The organism is Microvirga massiliensis (assembly GCF_001006805.1).
In the GTDB taxonomy this organism is placed as follows: domain Bacteria; phylum Pseudomonadota; class Alphaproteobacteria; order Rhizobiales; family Beijerinckiaceae; genus Microvirga; species Microvirga massiliensis.
The window spans coordinates 1-16,287 of sequence record NZ_LN811376.1; the positions used below are offsets into that span (position 1 = coordinate 1).

A 16,287-nucleotide genomic window follows, 5' to 3' on the forward strand; every position below is an offset into this window, starting at 1 on the left:
GGGAATCCCAGCGCGGTTCAGCCTTTCTGCAGGGGCTGTCGTCTGCAGCTGCCGGCCCGCCGGCAGGCAAAAGAAACCCGCTCGGCATGGGCGATGACCGAGCGGGAAGGTCAGGGTTGGATCCGTGCTCCGCCGTGCACCGGATCCGCGTCCAGATTGCGCCTCGCTAGGTTGAGCGTCTGTCTGCTGGAAAACACACAGCACCCGGCCAAGCGGCCAGGCGGAGATAGGCCAAAAAGCCGAAGAGCCGGTGTAGGCCATCTTCGGAGGGGTATCGCCGGCTCTTTGCGGAACCCCGGCGGCCGGCTGCACGTTCTACATACGATCACAAGAGACAGGTGATTGGCGGGAGTGATGGCCCGCCATAGGACATAGAGAGCCCCGTTCGGCACCAGCCGGGCGGGGCCTTCTGCGTCAGAGGTCCGGATCAGATCACCCGCTTACCCCCGTGCTGCTGCACCAAGCCAAGGGGCGGGCCCAGCACAGCCATTCGACCGGGCGGAGATCGGCCCAGGAGCCGCACCGGAACGGCAAAGAGCCGGACCGTGTTGGTCCGAGGGGCTTAGAGCTGGAGGCCATTATGATTGGACGGTGTCTACTCGTCCCAGCGTTCGTCCTCGTCTCCGCGAGCCCTGTCCTCGCGGGGCCGTGTTCCGAACGTCTCGCCGAGTTGGAAAAGTCGGTAACCGCGCAGCAGGAAGGTGGCGGTCCTGCCTTAGAGCCACCGGCTGCAACCGGTACTACAACCTCGGTGCCTGCCGCGACACCTCAGACCCAGAAGGCCAACCAGGCCTTGCAGATGCTGCAGGAGGCCAAGCAACTCGACCAGCAAGGCAAGGAAGCCGAGTGCATGCAGAGGGTCTCGCAAATCGAGGGGATGATTCCCGCGAAGGCGAAGTAATCTACCTCAGGGATGCTGCCTTTTTCGATCGACGAAAGCAGCGCGTTCCGGCACCCGAGAACAAGGAGGAAACCTATGCGTAGCTTTTCGATGAGTATCACGGCGGCGGCGCTGGCGGTCAGCATGACGGCGGCGCTGGCCCAGACCGGCGGACCGGGCGGTTCGAGCGGACCGTCTGGCGGTGGTGCTGCCGGGTCGCAGGGAGGCGCCACAGGCGATTCCAGGGGCGACTCCGCGGGCGGCCCGACGGGCACGGGTGCGATCTCCCCTGGCTCCCCCGGCGGGCCGACCGGCGGTGGCGCTGCGGGGACGATCGGTGAGGCCACGGGCGGCGGCGGCAACACGAGCCCAACGACGCCCCAGGGCGGCTCCTCTGCTGGCGGCACTACGGAGAAGCAGTGCCCTCCAGGAACGCCAAGACCGTGCTGAAGGTAGCCGGCCTAAAGTAGGCGGAATGTAGGAGGTCGAGCCGTTACGCAACGCCGGCCCGAGCTCAGATTGTCCGGATCGGATTAAGGGTTCGTTGACGCTGCGGCAGCCGCGACGTTCCGCGCGAACTGAAGAAACTCGCTCCAGGTGCAGAGAACGGAGTCGCACTTCCAACACAGCACTTCACTCTCGTCCGTGAGGCCAGACGGGAGCACAAAGGATGAACCATCACAAACATCACAAACGAATTTTCTCATTGCCCACACCCCGCATGATGCTGCTGCTTGTTGCCAGCTCTCTCAACTTCGCCCCAGACCTGCACTGAGCGCCATCTGCCGTCTGGCCGATGAGACACTGTCGCGCGGGGCGTGAGCCGCGGCGGCAAGCACGTACCATGTCATTCCGTTACGAGATAGGTAGAACCTCGTAATTGCCGCATTGGGCCGACCCGGATTATCGAGCGCACATAACAAAGTTTGCGTATTCCCGGGGTGCGGGGGCAGCCAGGTAACAAGGCCGCGACACCAGTGACAAAACTGGGCGCGGCCTTTCTTTCATCGTCCTCGCGGGGGATCGCGGCTCGTGATCAATTCGCCAGCACCCGATGGACCAAGCCCTTGCCGATGCCGAGCCGCTGCGCGATGGCGCCCATGCTGAAGCCCTGAGAGGCGAGGGCCCTAAGTTCGTCGTCAGACCATAGACTTTCCGGCACACGACCCCACGTCGTTCGTCGGAGGACTTATGATCAAGCTCGCAATCACGGCCGGTATATTTGTCCTGGCCATGCCAGCAATGGCACAAGAGCCCGCGCCGTCTACTTGGCGAGATCCTGATACACAGTGCATCTACCTCAAGGTTGGAGACACCTAAGTCTTCGGTATCGCCGCGATGGCACACCGGATTGCGCAAATGTTAAGCGGGATATTCCTGGCGCAACCATCACCCGGGACGATCTTCAGGAAATCACGCGCTCCATCGAGGCCTTGCGCCGGGACATCGGCGACGTCCGCCGTATCATGGCCGATATGGGCCGCAACCTAGAAGATATCCGCCGCCAATCCAGACAGCCGCCAGCGCGGTAGTGCTGAACTCTTCGCCTCGCTCGCATCTCGCGTAAGCTTGTTGCGGCATCCTGCATTCGAGGTGCACGACATGGACAGCGTGGCGAGACTCACGGCCCCAGGTGTCTGGACCATCGAGGCAACGGAAGGCATCGTCCTCGGTGCCATCGAGAGTCGGCCCGAGGGGTTTGTGATCGTCCCGAGCGTCGGGTCCCAGCTCGCCGATTTCGACGTGCCGCCCTATGCCTCCCTTGATGCGGCGCTCGCCGGGGTCGGAGCGCATCTGCAAGGCACTTGCACCTTGAGCCGAGAGCAGCCATGACCGAGCTCCTCCCGGTCTGAGTGCTTACGCAGTCTGTGTCAGGCCCGCGAGCGCAGCGACAACGAATGAGCCCAGCAAGAAACCGAATAGCGCATGGACGGCAAAGTAGGCGAGTTGCCATCCATTCAGTCGCTCCCGATAGGGATCGTTGAAGAAATCATCAAACTCTTTGTTCAGCGAGACAATCGGCAACAGGTGGTCGAGACTCGCACCAAACATCCAAGCCACACCGTTGTCCCGCGCCTCACGCGAGAATGACAGGACCAACATGCCGATCAGCGTGAACCCCACCACCCAATAGAAAACCCGGAATAGTCCGCTGCCGATGCCGTAGCCGATCAGCACCTTCAGCAGCCATAGCCAAGCGGCCTCCAAATAATCATCCCTTTTCCAAGCCTCAGTTCGCTCACGCTCACGCGCCGCGTAGAGCACAGCCTCGGCTCGCTCTGGGTCTCCCATGGCTCGCATAACGCCGGCAAGCTGCCGGTAAGGCTGGTGGGCGAAGTGCGGGTCACGCCCGAGCCAGCTTTCATACCAGCATGTCTCGCGCTGGCGGATGTCTCGGCCGGCACCCGGATCAGCCCCGAGTTGCTCATAAATGAAGCCTTGCAGGTCGAGCCGATTGGGCCAAGCGTCTCGGTTGGGGCAAGGCTCAGATCCATCCAGCTGATCCAGCAGGATCTTGGTACGGGTGCCCCGCAGGATCAAACTTGCGTTCGCAGCCCAGTTCGGTGGCGCAGATTGACTGTTGCCGAGACGGAGTTCACCGATTGAGGTGCTGGTGAGATCCAGGCCGGGCAGTTTTGCCCCGCTGAGGTCGAGTGTCCCTTCGATCCGGGCAAAGATGATTGCCGGCGTCTGCTCGAAAGTCGAACCGCTCATGAACAGAGGGCCCTCGATCTTGGCCCCCACCAGCCGCAGTGGTTCGCCGCGCACGGCTGCACCTTCATTCAAAAAGAGATTGCCGCTGGCCCTTAGACCGTCGGCGACGATCCCGTCCTTAAAGGATGAACCGCTCACGGAGAGATCACCTTCGATCCTGGCTCCGCGCAACAACAACGGCCCACCCACGAGCGCTCGTTCATTCAGAAAGAGATTGCCGCTGACCTTTAGGCCATCGGCGGCGATTCCGTTCTCAAAGGTCGAGCCGCTCATGGACAGATCACCTTCGATCTTGGCCCCCACCAGCCGCAATGGCCCGCCGCGCACGGTTGCACCTTCCCTCAGGACCTCCCTCAGGAAGAGATTGCTGCTGGCCTGCAGGCCATCGGCGGCGACCCCCTTCTCGAAGATCGAACCGCTAAGAGAGAGCAGGCCATCCAAGCGCGCGCGGGCAAACCGTACTTCGCTTTCAAAGCGGCTGTGATTCAGCCAGACCTCGGCAGAGATGTGGGCTGCCGTAAGATCGAGCAGCTCGGAAACCCGCGCCCCGATGATGCGCAGACCGGGGAACGGCAATGCGCTGCGCCAGTGCTCCTGGGTCAGCACTCGCTCAAGAAAGGCTGCGCTGATCGCCCGGCATGGGTCACGCCAACGGGGATCGTCACCAGCACGCGGGTCTAGATATGCGTCGCAATACCCGTGCAGGTCTGCTACTTGGCCGGACCGCACCTTATCCCAAACCCAGATTTCCGCTGGGTTCTGACCTGGGTTCTCTGGCTGCTGCGGTTGAACTTGCTGAGCCTGCGCCAAGGCAAAGCCAATCATCCCGAACATTACGAATATCGAGAGTGCACAGCGCGACATGACCTTCTCCTGAAGGTCGTGGACGGGGACATGATGCAGGATCTGCAGCAGGCCGTCCAAGGCTCAGAGTCACCCCTTTTGTAACGCTGCTAGAACAGCTTTACAGAGTCTCCAGCCCAGCTTTACAGCTAAAACAGCTTTACAGCTTAACAGAGGACGGCGATGGCGGTTTACGGGTATGTGCGGGTCTCGACAGACCGGCAGGCCGAGGAGGGCGAAAGTCTCGGCGCCCAGCGCCGCACGGTCGAGGGCTATGCCATGATGCAGGCCTCACCCTAGACCAGGTGTTCGTCGAGCGCGGCGTGTCGGGCTCCAAGCCGATCAGCGAGCGGCCGGAAGGCACCAAGCTGCTCGCGATCGCAAAACCCGGTGACGTGATCATCACCCCGAAGCTCGATCGCATGTTTCTCTCGGCGCTCGATGCCCTCGACGTGCTCGCGAAGCTGAAAGAGCGCGACGTGGCGCTGCACATGATCGATCTCGACGGGGATGTCACCGGCAACGGGATCAGCAAGCTCGTGTTCACGATCCTCTCGGCCGTCGCCGAGGCCGAGCGCGACCGGATCCGGGAGCGCATCGCGGAAGTGAAGCGCGATCAGAAGCAGCGTGGGCGGTTTCTCGGCGGCACAGTGCCGTTCGGCTACCGGCTCGACCAGAATGGCGAGCTCGTTCCCCACGAGGCGCAGCAGGAGGCTATTCGCGAAGCGGTGGCCATGAAGGCCGCGGGCGTATCGCTCCGGGCCATCGCTGACGCACTCCAGGCGAGAGGAAACTCGATCTCACATGTCGCTGTGTCTCGTGTGCTTCGGGATCATGCCCGTGCTACTTAAAGGCTCGAGGAGCGAGCCCGAATGCACCAATACGCGTCCAACACCTGAACTGGTTCGCTGGCTACTTCCTCCCCGTATTCACCCCGTTGTTTCCTGATAGGAAACGATGCGCGAGATTTTCCTGCCCGCGCGATCGCCGCTCCACGAGGCCGGTTTCTTAACTGCTCCCCCTATCCGTCTCAATCTGCTCTGTCAGCTGGCCCATCGTCTGATCCAGGTATTGAGCTGCCGCTGCTACGCGATAGCCTCGTGGGTGATCTTGCTCCTGTGCTCACAGCCTTCTTCGCTCAAAGCATACTGACGCGCGTGCGTAAGGACACGCCGCAAAAGCCCAATTCACGCAAATATTCGAACAGCACCTGCTAATTGATACGCCTGAGGGTAGTGTTGCTTTAGGATAAGGGCACACACTGCCGGGGTGGCTCAAACGACAACTTGCTATGAGTGTGCCAAGATGGCTCGCCTATATGGGTGGATTCCAACAATATTCGCCTCGGCTCTGCTTGTGCAATCTGCCTATGCACAAGTCACGCCACCGGTCGGCAAACAAATCGTAACGCTTTCCGGTAGAGCAAGCTTCGTTATGGAGACCCGAGAATTCGCATCGCAGCAGCACACGCTGACATACTGCGAGCCACAGCGGCTCTGCCTAATCGACGGCTATCCAACCTTCGGTGCGGAAGGAGTCGTGCCCCGGCTTCAGGTCACTGACCTGGCGTTGATCCTCGACGGAAAGCGTATCCCTCTGGAGCATCGTGGCATGTTCAACCCGTGGTCACCTGTGGAGGGAGAGGACCTGCACGTTCGGATTGTTGAGGATGCACCCAATGGGCTGCGCATTCGCGGAGAATTCTCGGATGGATCGGCCGCATACCTAGCGGAGTGGCTCGTGATCGGAGGCGGATCCGCGCGCGTGCTCATCGATTGCGTGGAGTGCGTGGCGGCGCGTGCCGCGGCAAATCAGAGATAGTCGGAGACACATTAAATGGTAGATATCGTTTTCAAGCGCACTGGCACTGTCAACGCGAATGGCTCTGTGCCCGGGGAGTTGACGATCGGGACCAAGGTATGGCCCACGATCGAGCGCGGAGGAGGATACACCTTCGTCCGCATGGGCGAGTATACTCTGAAAATGGACATGAAAGCCACGGGTCGTAAAGTCCAGTGTTTGCGTTTTGATCACGCCGGCATTCGCACGCATCTCATCCATGATGCACTGAATGACAGCCACACAAATCTTGAGGGATGCATCGCCCCCGGACTGAGTTCAGATGCCGACGGCATCAAGCAATCAGCGGAGGCCATGAAGGAAGTGTGGCTGGCTCTTGGAGGGTTCACTCAGGGGACAAACAAGACCATCAGAGTGGAGAACAACATCACTGGTGATGAAACCGCCGAGGCTTGGATACGACGCCGACAGGCCGCGGGTAAATACTAATAACTCGCCGGTGTTGTGCACGGCTTCTGGATCAAGTGAACAGGGGATTAGCCGCTGATCAAGCTCCGGTCTGTTTTGGACAGAGACAGGACGAGATCTATAGCAGGGGGAGGCCTATGTTGCCGGGCGGTCGCCGAGGATACCGACGATCGTTGTGCCGTCGAGCTGGCGGAGAGTCTGTCCTCAATGGATGACGATCCGCGCGTAACGCGCGCGAGGTGATACCGGTGCCGGCAGGCCTGATCTCCCTCGACCGAGCCTAGAGGCTCCCACGCCGAGAGGCCGCCGGCGTCATGTTGATGCGCGGTATCGCGGAGGCTCTTAACGCCCCCGAGATCCAGTCCCTGCGCGACGGACGATGGCCCCCACGAGCGCCAGCCGGCTTCTCGAGCAGTCTGTGAGGCAGGAGCAATAGGGTGAAATTTCCCTGGCAGGCCGGGCTCCGCTCTCTCCACGTATTGCGTTGCCACGCTGGCAACATTGGTCAGTTATTTTCCCCTCAGGGATGACGCCAAGCGACGGCCGCGAAAGCTTCGGCACGTCACCCGTCTGAACACCGCTATCCTGAAATAATCCACAGGTTTGTGTTCAGGCCGACGTTCATGGCTTGTTCCGTTACGTCACGTATGGTCAAGACTCCTTGGAGGCGGCAGACCAGCACAAGCGTTTCATATGAGAGTTTCAGCTGTTAGTATCCCTGCTTTCCCGCCTCAAAACGGCCGCGCTCTTCAACGAGCGGTTCAGCATCCCGTGCTGTAGACAAATCCTGGCGAATTGCGCCCCTCAGGGCCAAGGCTCGCCGGATCACCGCGTGGGCCGCAGGGCGCTCTGTCCCGAAGCCGACCTGATCGCCTGGGCCGGGAGCAAGCTCGGGCCGCGCTGGCCGCGCGGCACCGCAACTCAACCAAGCCTGTCCCTTAATCCGTAAGAAAACCGCCCCGGAGCCAGCAACTCCGAGGCGGTAACGATCAGTCATCATGGGATAATGGACTGACGTTTACCACATCGGACGCGGCTTGTCCTGGGCTCCAATGATGGAGCCTTTGGATGGCAGAGCATTTCCACAGCGAAAGCTTCCGTGCGCGGGCGAAGAACACCGTGCGCGGGCTGTTCGACCTTGCACGCGGATACTGGCCTCAGCATCCGCGATCTCATGCTCTATCGGACCAAGAACGGAAGCCGCTGGAGCGCTCCGCGGGGCATCCCACAACTCGAGGAGGAGGGCATCGTCCGAGGGGTGGGCGGCAAGCATCAGTCCAGCCAGAGCGTGGCCCGGACGAGCCAGGAGGCACGCAGGAGGTTCACGCTCGCTATCCTGGCCGCGCGCAAGGCCCGCTATCCCAAGGCCCTCAACGGCGGGAGGAGCGCATGACCGCCTCCCCCAAGCCCCGCATGGCGAGCCAGGAGGTCCTGGCCGAGGCGCTGGCTCTAGCGGCGCGGGGCATTCCTGTCTTCCCGTGCAAACCGGCTGACAAAGCGCCACTGGTCGCCTCATGGCGCAAGGAGGCCTGAACCGACCCCGAACAGATCCGGCGGTGGTGGCACAGATCGCCACTCGCCATGATTGGCGTGCCGATGGGGGCAGCGTCGGGCCTGTGGGTAGTCGATCCCGATGTGCCCGAGAAAGAAGGCGAGCCTGACGGCCTCGGTCTGGGAGGGACTGCTCAAGAAGTACGGGAGCATAGCAACCCGCATCCACACGACGCCATCCGGCGGCAGGCATGTGCTGTTCCGGTGGAGCCCAGAGCAGCCGCTGGGAAACCGGACGGGAGCGCTGCCGGAGGGCATCGACGTCCGCGGTGAGGGTGGAAGGGCGCCCTCTGGTACAACGAATCCGGGGCGAAGCCCAACACGATCGTGCGCTTCGATCCGCAGACGGAGCAATTCCAAACCTGGGCGATCCCGGGCGGCGGCGACATCGTGCGCAACATGGATGTCACCCGCAATGGCAATCCCGTGACCGCCAAAAGCCTCGTGAATGCAGTTGGTCCGGTGGATGGGAAGTGACACTGCGGGCCGGTCTGGCAGGAGATTGGAGGAACCCTCCCGATTCTCGTGCCGGTCCGCTCCAGGCACTTTCCGGATGCATGGCGGGTGACTGCTCCAGGTGTCGAGCGGACCTCGCAGGAGAGCGGGCGCGCTTCGGGATCCGGCCCGGGCGGGCCCCCTTAGCTGCCGGATCGTTTCTGCCTTTGCTGATCTTCCCATCGCATCCGTTCCCGGACGCCGCCCTCAATCCCTGCGCTGGAGGGCATCGGCCGATGCAGGTTTCCGGAGGTCGCAGGAGCAGGAGGAGCCGTCTCGATCTGCACTCTGTGATAGATGTTTGCGGCGATGCGCTCAGTGAGATCGGCAGGACGCGGTGCGCCGTGACAGCGGCCTGCGCCTTCCAGCCGACCGCGACCTCATTCGTGGGGTAGATCGAGGCCCCCGTCCTCCAACTGCGCCGGCCGCCATATGTCGTCATCCATCGTGCATCACCTCACAGCGATCTGCTCGGCCCGATGTTACGCCTCTTGTGAGGATCATTAATCGAGCGAACCGAAGAGCGCGACGCGCAAATTCGCCCGAGATGTCACCCGATAGTCTGGAGCAATACCGTGGTCATTTTGATCGGAATCGAAGGCGCCAAGGGCGACGCCCGCGTCCAAGGTAGCGGCTACGAGGGCAGCTTCATCCACAGAATGGTGATGAACTGGCCGGATCAAGGCTCGGCGCGTTATGTTGCAGGCCCAAAGGTCGAGGTCGGCGGGATCACAAGCGCTGCTGTGAGTGGTTTTACACACGTTATGACGCTGTACAGTCAGCCAGACGTCTGCGGAGTGATCCTGGCGGGCTATAGCCGAGGCGGCGCCGCGGCCATCGTCGCCGCGAAAATGCTCGAGAGAGCAGGGATCACGGTGGACTGCCTGGCCCTGTTCGATGCCATCGACCGCGATTACACGGCGGACACCACCAAAGTCTCCAATAACGTCCGCCTCACCGTGCACGGTAGGCGAACCTGGTCGAGTGGTTCGCGGCGGGGGGTGGGTAACTGTCCCTGGATCATTCCCAATGAAGCGTATCAATTATCGTTGCCGATGACACACTGGGGAATGTCCGGCGTTCCGCTGTTCAAAGGACTGCCGCCTGGCGTAAAGCCAACGGACTTCGTCACCGAGCCCGATTGGAACCCGTATGCCACCAACCGTGTGCATGTCACCAACGTGAAATGGCAGGATGATCTCAACCTGGCTTCGCTGCTCTGGTCGCTCATCTGGGCACGTGTGTATTGCATTTGTCTCGGCTGCAAGGGGTGCGATGGTACGCCGACCGGCGGCATCAGCCACACCGTCGCCAGTGGCGAAAGCCTCTCGCTGATTGCTGGCAATTATTACAAAGACGTGTTGCTGTGGCCGCTGATTTATGATGCCAATGTGGCCATCATCGGCAACAATCCGAATCTGATTCAGCCCAACCAGCGCCTGGTCGTTCCAGACATCAAGAAGTTTACGAAACCAGAACTCGACAAGGCGCGCTCTCGCGCAAGTCAGGTCAAAATTCTCTTTACGGCACTGGGGAGATAGCTCGACCGTATGCAAATGGGGTAAGCCATTGACGCGGAGCCCTGCGCGGCGAAAGAAGCTGACGATCATGCTGGTCGGTGCTGGATGCAACGGGATTTGCGGCGCACCAAGGGATGCCGCGCGGCGACCGGGCCAAGCAGAGCATTCTCCAGGGCAGGCTTTGCGCAGTCATCGTGCTGCCCCCCGTTTTCATTGCACATGCGCACCATCCAAAAGCACTCCCAATTGCACTGTGTCACTCAACTTTCGAAGATTATTAGCTGCAGGTTCCCTCAATCATGTGTGAACTGCATCACGACTTAGGAGGTAGTCGTTGCATTATAAGACCGGGTAGGCTCAGGCCCAGATCGGCAGAACTTTGTGGCCTCGAGACCGTAAAAGGTCAGTGCAGCCATGATGTCGATCAGCAGTCGCTATATTACTGCACTATCGTGGGTCGTGGCGACGTTGGGTATGGCGGTTCCTGCTTATGGCGGAGATCTCGCAGAAGGAATGGTGGTGAGCGCGGCGTCCTCGGCCACCACGCCGGTCGGCTGGTCGCCGCACAGCCCGTTTTCGAGGCTACAGCTGCAGCAGCTTTGCAAGAACCCCGAGAACCGCAATCTCTCGCGGCCGCCGGAGCCCGCCGGTTACTGCGACATCGAGGTCCGCCTCACCCAGAGCCAGTTCGTGACCGGACAGGGCGTGAGCGAAGGCAAGGGCGAGCTCTCGTTCAGCGCCTATGCGTCAACCTTCGGTGCCAATCCGACTACGGTGGCGGTGTCGCAACCAACCTCGACGTACAGTGTCGGCCAGTCCGACGGGCATAGCCTCGACCTGGGCACATACCGGGTCAAGGTCGGTGACTCCAAGGATGTGCAAATCTGCGTCTACTTCACCGAGCACGACAGCGGCGGCCTGAATGGCCACGACGACACGGGCTTCGTTTGCGAGACCGTGACCCTCAGCTGCTCCGGCGGCGACGCAAACGGCGATGGCCAGCGGGATGGCCAGCCGTCGTTCTCGACCACACTCGGGCCGGCGCCGCTGTGCGGCTCCAAGCCGGTGTGCGGCCCCAATCAGTCCCTGGGCAGCGCCTCGGCCACCATCGAGGTCATGGCCGCCGACGCCGATATGGACAATGTCCCCAACGATCAGGACTTCACGCCCGAGCTCTGCGACGAGGTCTTGAAGGGTACGCAGGGCAACGCGGCGCTCGTCTACTATCACTATGGCGACCCCGGGATGCGCGGCTTCTGGCAGGCGCTCGGCCTGGATTATGCAGCCGTCTTCTCGCATTACTCGTACGTGGTCCTGGTCGCCGACAACGACAGCTCCAATCCACTCGGCGCCAACGCCCAGCTCTTCGCGCAGGCCAACAAGACCTTCCCGCCGACGCGCGAAGGGCTGATTGCGGCGATGCGCGATCTCACGTCCCAGGGCAAGCGTTTTGACGCCGACGTTTTCGCCCACGGCTACAAGGGCGGCCCCGAAGATGCGACCATCGAGGTGCTGAGCGGCAAGCAGATCTCCGGCGACTGGCTGATCTCGGCGACCGATCCGAACGTCATCGGTACGGCACGCGGTGGCATCCCGCTCATGGCCTGGTGGTCGACGACCTGCATTGCGGCGCGCCAGATTGATGCGTGGATCACCATTGGCGGCCTCGCCGCCTCGGGTGCGGTCGACGTCCAGTTTTACCCCAATGCCTGGGGCCAGTATCTTGGAAACTGGGTGTCGGGACAGGGATACAAGACGGCGGTCGACACTAGCACCACCGCTCTCGTCGTCGCGGCGGCGGAGTTCGAGGTCCGGCAGGAGGGCACTGCGGCGCCATGGAACTGCGTCACCGACGATCCATCCACGCCCGAGCCGCTCGACGGACCGGGTGTGGTCACCGACAAGAATGCCTGTGCCGAGGACTTTTTCAATGACAACCTTGGGCCGCATGACGCCAAGTACAACATCCAGGAGGTCTATGACCGGAACGTGTCGGGTGCCGCGAACATGGCAATCGCCTCGACCCGGACCTTCCTCGGCAACATGAAGCTCACGTTCGGCGCAGCCGGCAAGACCTGGCCGTAAGCGACATCATCTGCCGGCGCGACCAGCGAGATGAACCGCGGGCGAAGGTGATTTCGGCGGGAATGCTCGCCAGCGATCCCCGCTGGTTGCCGTCCAGGCCGAGCCTGCCGCGCGGCCTGCGATGGAGCACGGCGGTCGCGGCATAGAGATCGAAGCAGCGCTCGCGCGAGGCCGGGTCACCGAAGCGGGCGACGGCGCACAGCAGAGCCGACCTGTTTCTCTCCGCCACTGTGAGCGCCAACGGTCGATTTCGATCCGTCTTTCTCGTTCCAGGATTCCGGATGGCGTTGACGTTCCTTTGCTAGGCAGGCCTGCCCTCGACGATCGACAGCACGGAGGGTGTCGGAACGATCCTGGTCAGCGTCAGTCCCGCATGCTGATAGAGCTCGCGGAACTCCGCCTCCGTGCGCTCCCGCCCTTCGGTCAGCGCCATCATCAGGATGTCCATGTCCTTGCCGGGATGCGGATCGTTGCCGGGCGGAATCACCGCATCGACGACGAGCACCCGTGAGCTCTCGCCCATCGCGGCGCGGCAGGTGTGCAGGATCTGCACGCAACACTGATCGTTCCAGTCGTGGAGGATCCGCTTGAGGATGTAGGCATCTCCTCCCGCTGGCACCGACCGGAAGAAATCCCCACCGACGATCTCGCAGCGGCCCAGGAGTCCGGCGGCGGCGAGGGCCGCCGGCTCGCGCACAACGTGCGGCAGGTCGTACAGCACCCCCGTGGCGGCCGGGCACCGCTTCAGGACCTCGGCCAGAAAACCTCCCTGGCCACCCCCGACATCCACGATGCGCCGGACCTCCGCCCAGTCGCAGGCGTCCGCGATGGCGGGGTTCTCCGCCGTGGCGAAGTTCGCCAGTCCCCGATCGAACCACGCGCTGGCTCCCGGATGTCGGGTCAGGTACTCGAAGAAGCCGATGCCGTGCACCTGGTGGAAGCCGGGTTCGCCGCTCAGCACGCTGTGGCGCAGCCGGCCCACGGCGCTCCACCATGACCCGTCGCCGGCGACGTCGCCAATCATCTTCACGGCATCGTGCAGGGATCCAGGCACGCCTGATTGGAGCAACTCCGCCGCAGGTGTCAGCCGGATGCGGCCGTCCGCGTCCTCCGCGAACACGCCGTGTCCGGCCAGCATTCGGAGCAATCGGTAGAGCGCCGGCCGATCGGCCCCCGTCGCGAGAGCGAGCTCCTCCACGCTCTTCGGACCGTCTCCGAGCAGATCGGCGATGCCGAGTTCGGCGGCCACATGCAGGCTGCGGGATGCCAGGTAGCCGAGCGCCATGCCGAGGATGACGTGCTGGGGCGCGGATGCGTGATCCGCCGGGGCAGCATGGCGAAGCGACGTCGGTGCCATGGATGCTGTTCCTCACGAAGCCATGGTGTGCATCATGCGGGCGGGATGCGCGCCGGGCCATCCCGGGAATCCGGGATGCAACAAGGCAGCGACGCGCTATGATGGCGGTATGGCGAAGGAAGCCTTACGCCTGAGCCCCACGGACCGGCGGGAGCTCGATGCGCTCGAGCGGCTGTGCCGCTCGCGGCTGCCCCGCCCCGCGCTCATGCGATCTCTCGCCGAGCGGCTCTCTCGCTATACGGGGGCGGAGTCCTATTGCTTTAGCCTGCTCGATCCCGGCAGCGGCCTTCCCACAGAAGCGGTTAGCAAGCTGGAGGATGGGGCGCGGCGCGCCTGGGCCGAGCGCGTTTTCCTGCGATCACCGCTCGGCAATATGGGCTGGCTCACGCGGCAGCCGCACCTCATCCAACTCGCCGAGCAGTTTGTCGCCGAGCCCGATCACGACCCGCTGTTTCGCTACGTCCTGCTGCCCTCCGGGCTCGGGCCGATGCTCTGCCTCTCGTTGGCGGCGCGAGGATTCGGGTGGGGTTACCTCAATCTGATGTGGCCGAGCGGCGCCGCGAGGTTCGGCGAGGAGGAAAAGCGGTTCCTCGCGGCGGCCGCACCGATCATGACCGAGGCCCTGCGCCGGAGCGCCGCCCTTGCATTCCTGTCCGCCCTGCCGGCTGACAGTGTCGGTCTGATCACCTTCGCGCCCGATGGCTCGATTGAGGCGGCGAACGAGGTCGGGTACGCCCTCATGGCCGGGGAGGGCGGCTCGTGCAGTATCCCTCTGACGGTGGCGCTCATGGGCCAGCTGCTGCGGCGCGCCATGGCGGACGACACGCCCTTGCCGGTCTGTTCGCTGCCGATCGTCGATGCGGTGGCCCAGCGCCGCTACCGGATCCGGCCCGAGCTGTTGCGCGGCCGGGACGGACGCGCTCGCGGTGTGGTGGTGATCGAGCCCCTGCGGGCGCTGGATGACGCGAGCGTTCTGATCCAGCTCGGCCTGACGCGTCGCGAGGCCGATGTGGTTGTGGCGACCGTGAAGGGATTATCCACACAGGATGCCGCTGCGGTTCTGGGAGTGTCGCCGCACACCATCGAACACCATCTCGGCAACGTGTTCAGCAAACTGGCGGTGGGATCTCGGTCCGAGATGACCGCCCTGCTTCTCGGAAGCCGATCCGGCAGGGCTTCCGAAGCGCCGCGTGGCACATCCTCGGCAGACCGGCCCAGGTCGCGGCTGCAGTGAGCATGAACCCGCTGTTCACGATGACCGCCGGTCTGGGATACCGCCCCTCGACGGCTGTCTGTCGGGTGTCTGACCGTGCTCTTCGGAGAGCGGTGTTATGGTGAGCCCATCCGGGACACGGGGCACCGGGAGCACGAAGGTGCGGGCAGGCCGCCGTCAAACCCTGGGCTGCGAGCCCGAGCTCGTTACATGGCCGCATCCGCATGGTCAGGTCCTAGCGGAAATCTGCCTGGGTCAAACGCATCCTTGAAGCTTCGCCCTGTCGGGTGCTGCAGCCGTCACAATCCGAGATCGGCCGTGGTGAGCGCAACTGCTCTGAATGGACTGGCCCTGATCAGCCTGCCGGCCTCCACCGATCTCGGTCAATGGATTGGAGCGCGGCTTAGGACTGCTGGCGCGGCGGTCGGGCCCTCCTTCTGGAGACTTGCCGAAGGGAGGCGGCTCGCGCAGGGTGCACTCGCGGTCCATCTCTTCTGTCCCGCGGGACGCTGCTTTCCCCGGCACAAGGACGGGATCTTTTTTGCCAAATTGTTGACCAAAAGAATAATTGTGCGGCGTGGCTTCTAAGTAGAAGATGCTCCTTGGGGCTGGCGGGTATTGCGTAGGGGCGGCACACGCGAAAAGCGGCGCCGCCTTTGACGCTCGGTCCAGCAAGGAAACTGAGGGACGCACCGAAAAAGCCCCGTTCCAGCGGCCTGAACGGGGCTGAGGCTACGGAGGCGTGCACAAGGGGAAGTGCGGGGTTCCAGGGCCTCCGCACCGAGACAACCGTCTACCTGGAAGAACGTTCCCGATTGCCCGAGACGTTTACAGCCTCCGCTAGGCAGACCCCGACCACATCATCCACGGGTGGGCGGGACTTGGTCCGTGGCGAGCAAGTCGTCGGGCCAATCGGACGTCATCTGATGAGCGCGCGCAAGGGTCACCCGAACCAGTGCCGCAGCCGGCCGCTCCGCGCTTCGCCGCTGGCTCGCCCGGGCAGGGCCAAGTTCTCGCGGATGAGGTCTCTCCAACCTCTCCGGAGGCCCCACATTCGCGCCTGAGCACCCTGTCGCGGGAAACAGGGATCCGCTGGCAGCGCCCGTGCCACTCACTGGTCGGCCGGCAGGATGCCGAAGCGGTTGCCCTCCTCGGGGTGGCTGGCGCTACCTCGCCCTTTGGGCTTTTGCCGATGCCAACGGCCGCGAAGCCATCCTCCATCGCGGTGTGGCCGCTAGGCAGCGCGCGTGCACCAAATTCTTCGTGTGACAGCCCCTGAATTGCTACTTAGCCTGCCGAGGTCCAGAGCGGAGGAGCACCATGCAGTCCAACCCTCTTCGTCCACGCCGGTCCGTTTCTA

14 protein-coding genes and 1 pseudogene are annotated in these 16,287 nt (G+C 63.0%); 13 read left to right on the forward strand and 2 right to left on the reverse strand.

Translation table 11 applies throughout. The features are described from left to right. Positions 1-580: 580 nt before the first annotated feature. The 3 genes from BN1233_RS41210 (at position 581) to BN1233_RS41215 (ending at position 2,713) form a co-directional block, all read left to right on the forward strand. Positions 581-901, forward strand: coding sequence for a DUF2057 domain-containing protein (locus BN1233_RS41210; protein ID WP_147707843.1), 321 nt, complete (start codon positions 581-583; stop codon positions 899-901). A gap of 75 nt (positions 902-976) precedes the next feature. Further along, a complete protein-coding gene (locus BN1233_RS50765) occupies positions 977-1,330 on the forward strand; it encodes a hypothetical protein (RefSeq protein ID WP_147707844.1) in 354 nt (117 codons plus the stop codon). 1,152 nt (positions 1,331-2,482) lie between these two features. Beyond that, positions 2,483-2,713: a hypothetical protein gene (locus BN1233_RS41215; RefSeq protein ID WP_046869493.1), complete on the forward strand. Its 231-nt coding sequence runs from the start codon at positions 2,483-2,485 to the stop codon at positions 2,711-2,713. A 24-nt stretch (positions 2,714-2,737) separates the two neighbouring features. Here the strand turns inward: BN1233_RS41215 and BN1233_RS41220 are convergent, their stop codons facing one another. Beyond that, positions 2,738-4,519 (reverse strand): bactofilin family protein, encoded by a 1,782-nt coding sequence (locus BN1233_RS41220; RefSeq protein ID WP_147707845.1) that lies wholly within the window; start codon positions 4,517-4,519, stop codon positions 2,738-2,740. A 242-nt stretch (positions 4,520-4,761) separates the two neighbouring features. Here BN1233_RS41220 and BN1233_RS41230 point away from each other — a divergent pair, with 242 nt between their 5' ends. The 9 genes and pseudogenes from BN1233_RS41230 (at position 4,762) to BN1233_RS41255 (ending at position 12,357) form a co-directional block, all read left to right on the forward strand. After that, complete coding sequence (locus tag BN1233_RS41230; RefSeq protein ID WP_244471021.1) at positions 4,762-5,289, forward strand: recombinase family protein; 528 nt, start codon at positions 4,762-4,764, stop codon at positions 5,287-5,289. Positions 5,290-5,977: 688 nt separating this feature from the next. Continuing rightward, positions 5,978-6,259 (forward strand): hypothetical protein, encoded by a 282-nt coding sequence (locus BN1233_RS41235; RefSeq protein WP_147707846.1) that lies wholly within the window; start codon positions 5,978-5,980, stop codon positions 6,257-6,259. A gap of 15 nt (positions 6,260-6,274) precedes the next feature. Then, on the forward strand, positions 6,275-6,727 hold the full coding sequence (locus BN1233_RS41240) for a DUF5675 family protein (RefSeq protein ID WP_046869497.1): 453 nt from the start codon (positions 6,275-6,277) through the stop codon (positions 6,725-6,727). 1,117 nt (positions 6,728-7,844) lie between these two features. Beyond that, positions 7,845-8,099, forward strand: coding sequence for a hypothetical protein (locus tag BN1233_RS41245; protein WP_046869498.1), 255 nt, complete (start codon positions 7,845-7,847; stop codon positions 8,097-8,099). After that, the gene (locus BN1233_RS48070) at positions 8,096-8,239 is read left to right on the forward strand and encodes a hypothetical protein (RefSeq protein ID WP_154678359.1); all 144 of its coding nucleotides are present in this window, start codon (positions 8,096-8,098) and stop codon (positions 8,237-8,239) included. The genes BN1233_RS41245 and BN1233_RS48070 overlap by 4 nt, the downstream gene beginning before the upstream one ends. Before the next feature lie 12 nt (positions 8,240-8,251). Beyond that, a pseudogene (locus BN1233_RS51525) lies at positions 8,252-8,531 on the forward strand (bifunctional DNA primase/polymerase); the annotation flags it as partial. Positions 8,532-8,584: 53 nt separating this feature from the next. Further along, entirely contained in the window at positions 8,585-8,734 is a 150-nt protein-coding gene (locus BN1233_RS48075; protein WP_154678360.1) for a hypothetical protein, read from the forward strand. 593 nt (positions 8,735-9,327) lie between these two features. Beyond that, on the forward strand, positions 9,328-10,293 hold the full coding sequence (locus tag BN1233_RS44025; protein WP_052764141.1) for a LysM peptidoglycan-binding domain-containing protein: 966 nt from the start codon (positions 9,328-9,330) through the stop codon (positions 10,291-10,293). A gap of 492 nt (positions 10,294-10,785) precedes the next feature. Continuing rightward, complete coding sequence (locus BN1233_RS41255; protein ID WP_046869499.1) at positions 10,786-12,357, forward strand: hypothetical protein; 1,572 nt, start codon at positions 10,786-10,788, stop codon at positions 12,355-12,357. Between the two features lie 301 nt (positions 12,358-12,658). On the opposite strand, the gene BN1233_RS41265 is transcribed toward BN1233_RS41255, so the two are convergent. Next, entirely contained in the window at positions 12,659-13,714 is a 1,056-nt protein-coding gene (locus tag BN1233_RS41265) for a methyltransferase (RefSeq protein ID WP_046869501.1), read from the reverse strand. Here BN1233_RS41265 and BN1233_RS41270 point away from each other — a divergent pair. Then, positions 13,713-14,948 (forward strand): LuxR C-terminal-related transcriptional regulator, encoded by a 1,236-nt coding sequence (locus BN1233_RS41270; RefSeq protein ID WP_046869502.1) that lies wholly within the window; start codon positions 13,713-13,715, stop codon positions 14,946-14,948. The two genes, BN1233_RS41265 and BN1233_RS41270, sit on opposite strands and share 2 nt — an antisense overlap. Positions 14,949-16,287 lie beyond the last annotated feature (1,339 nt).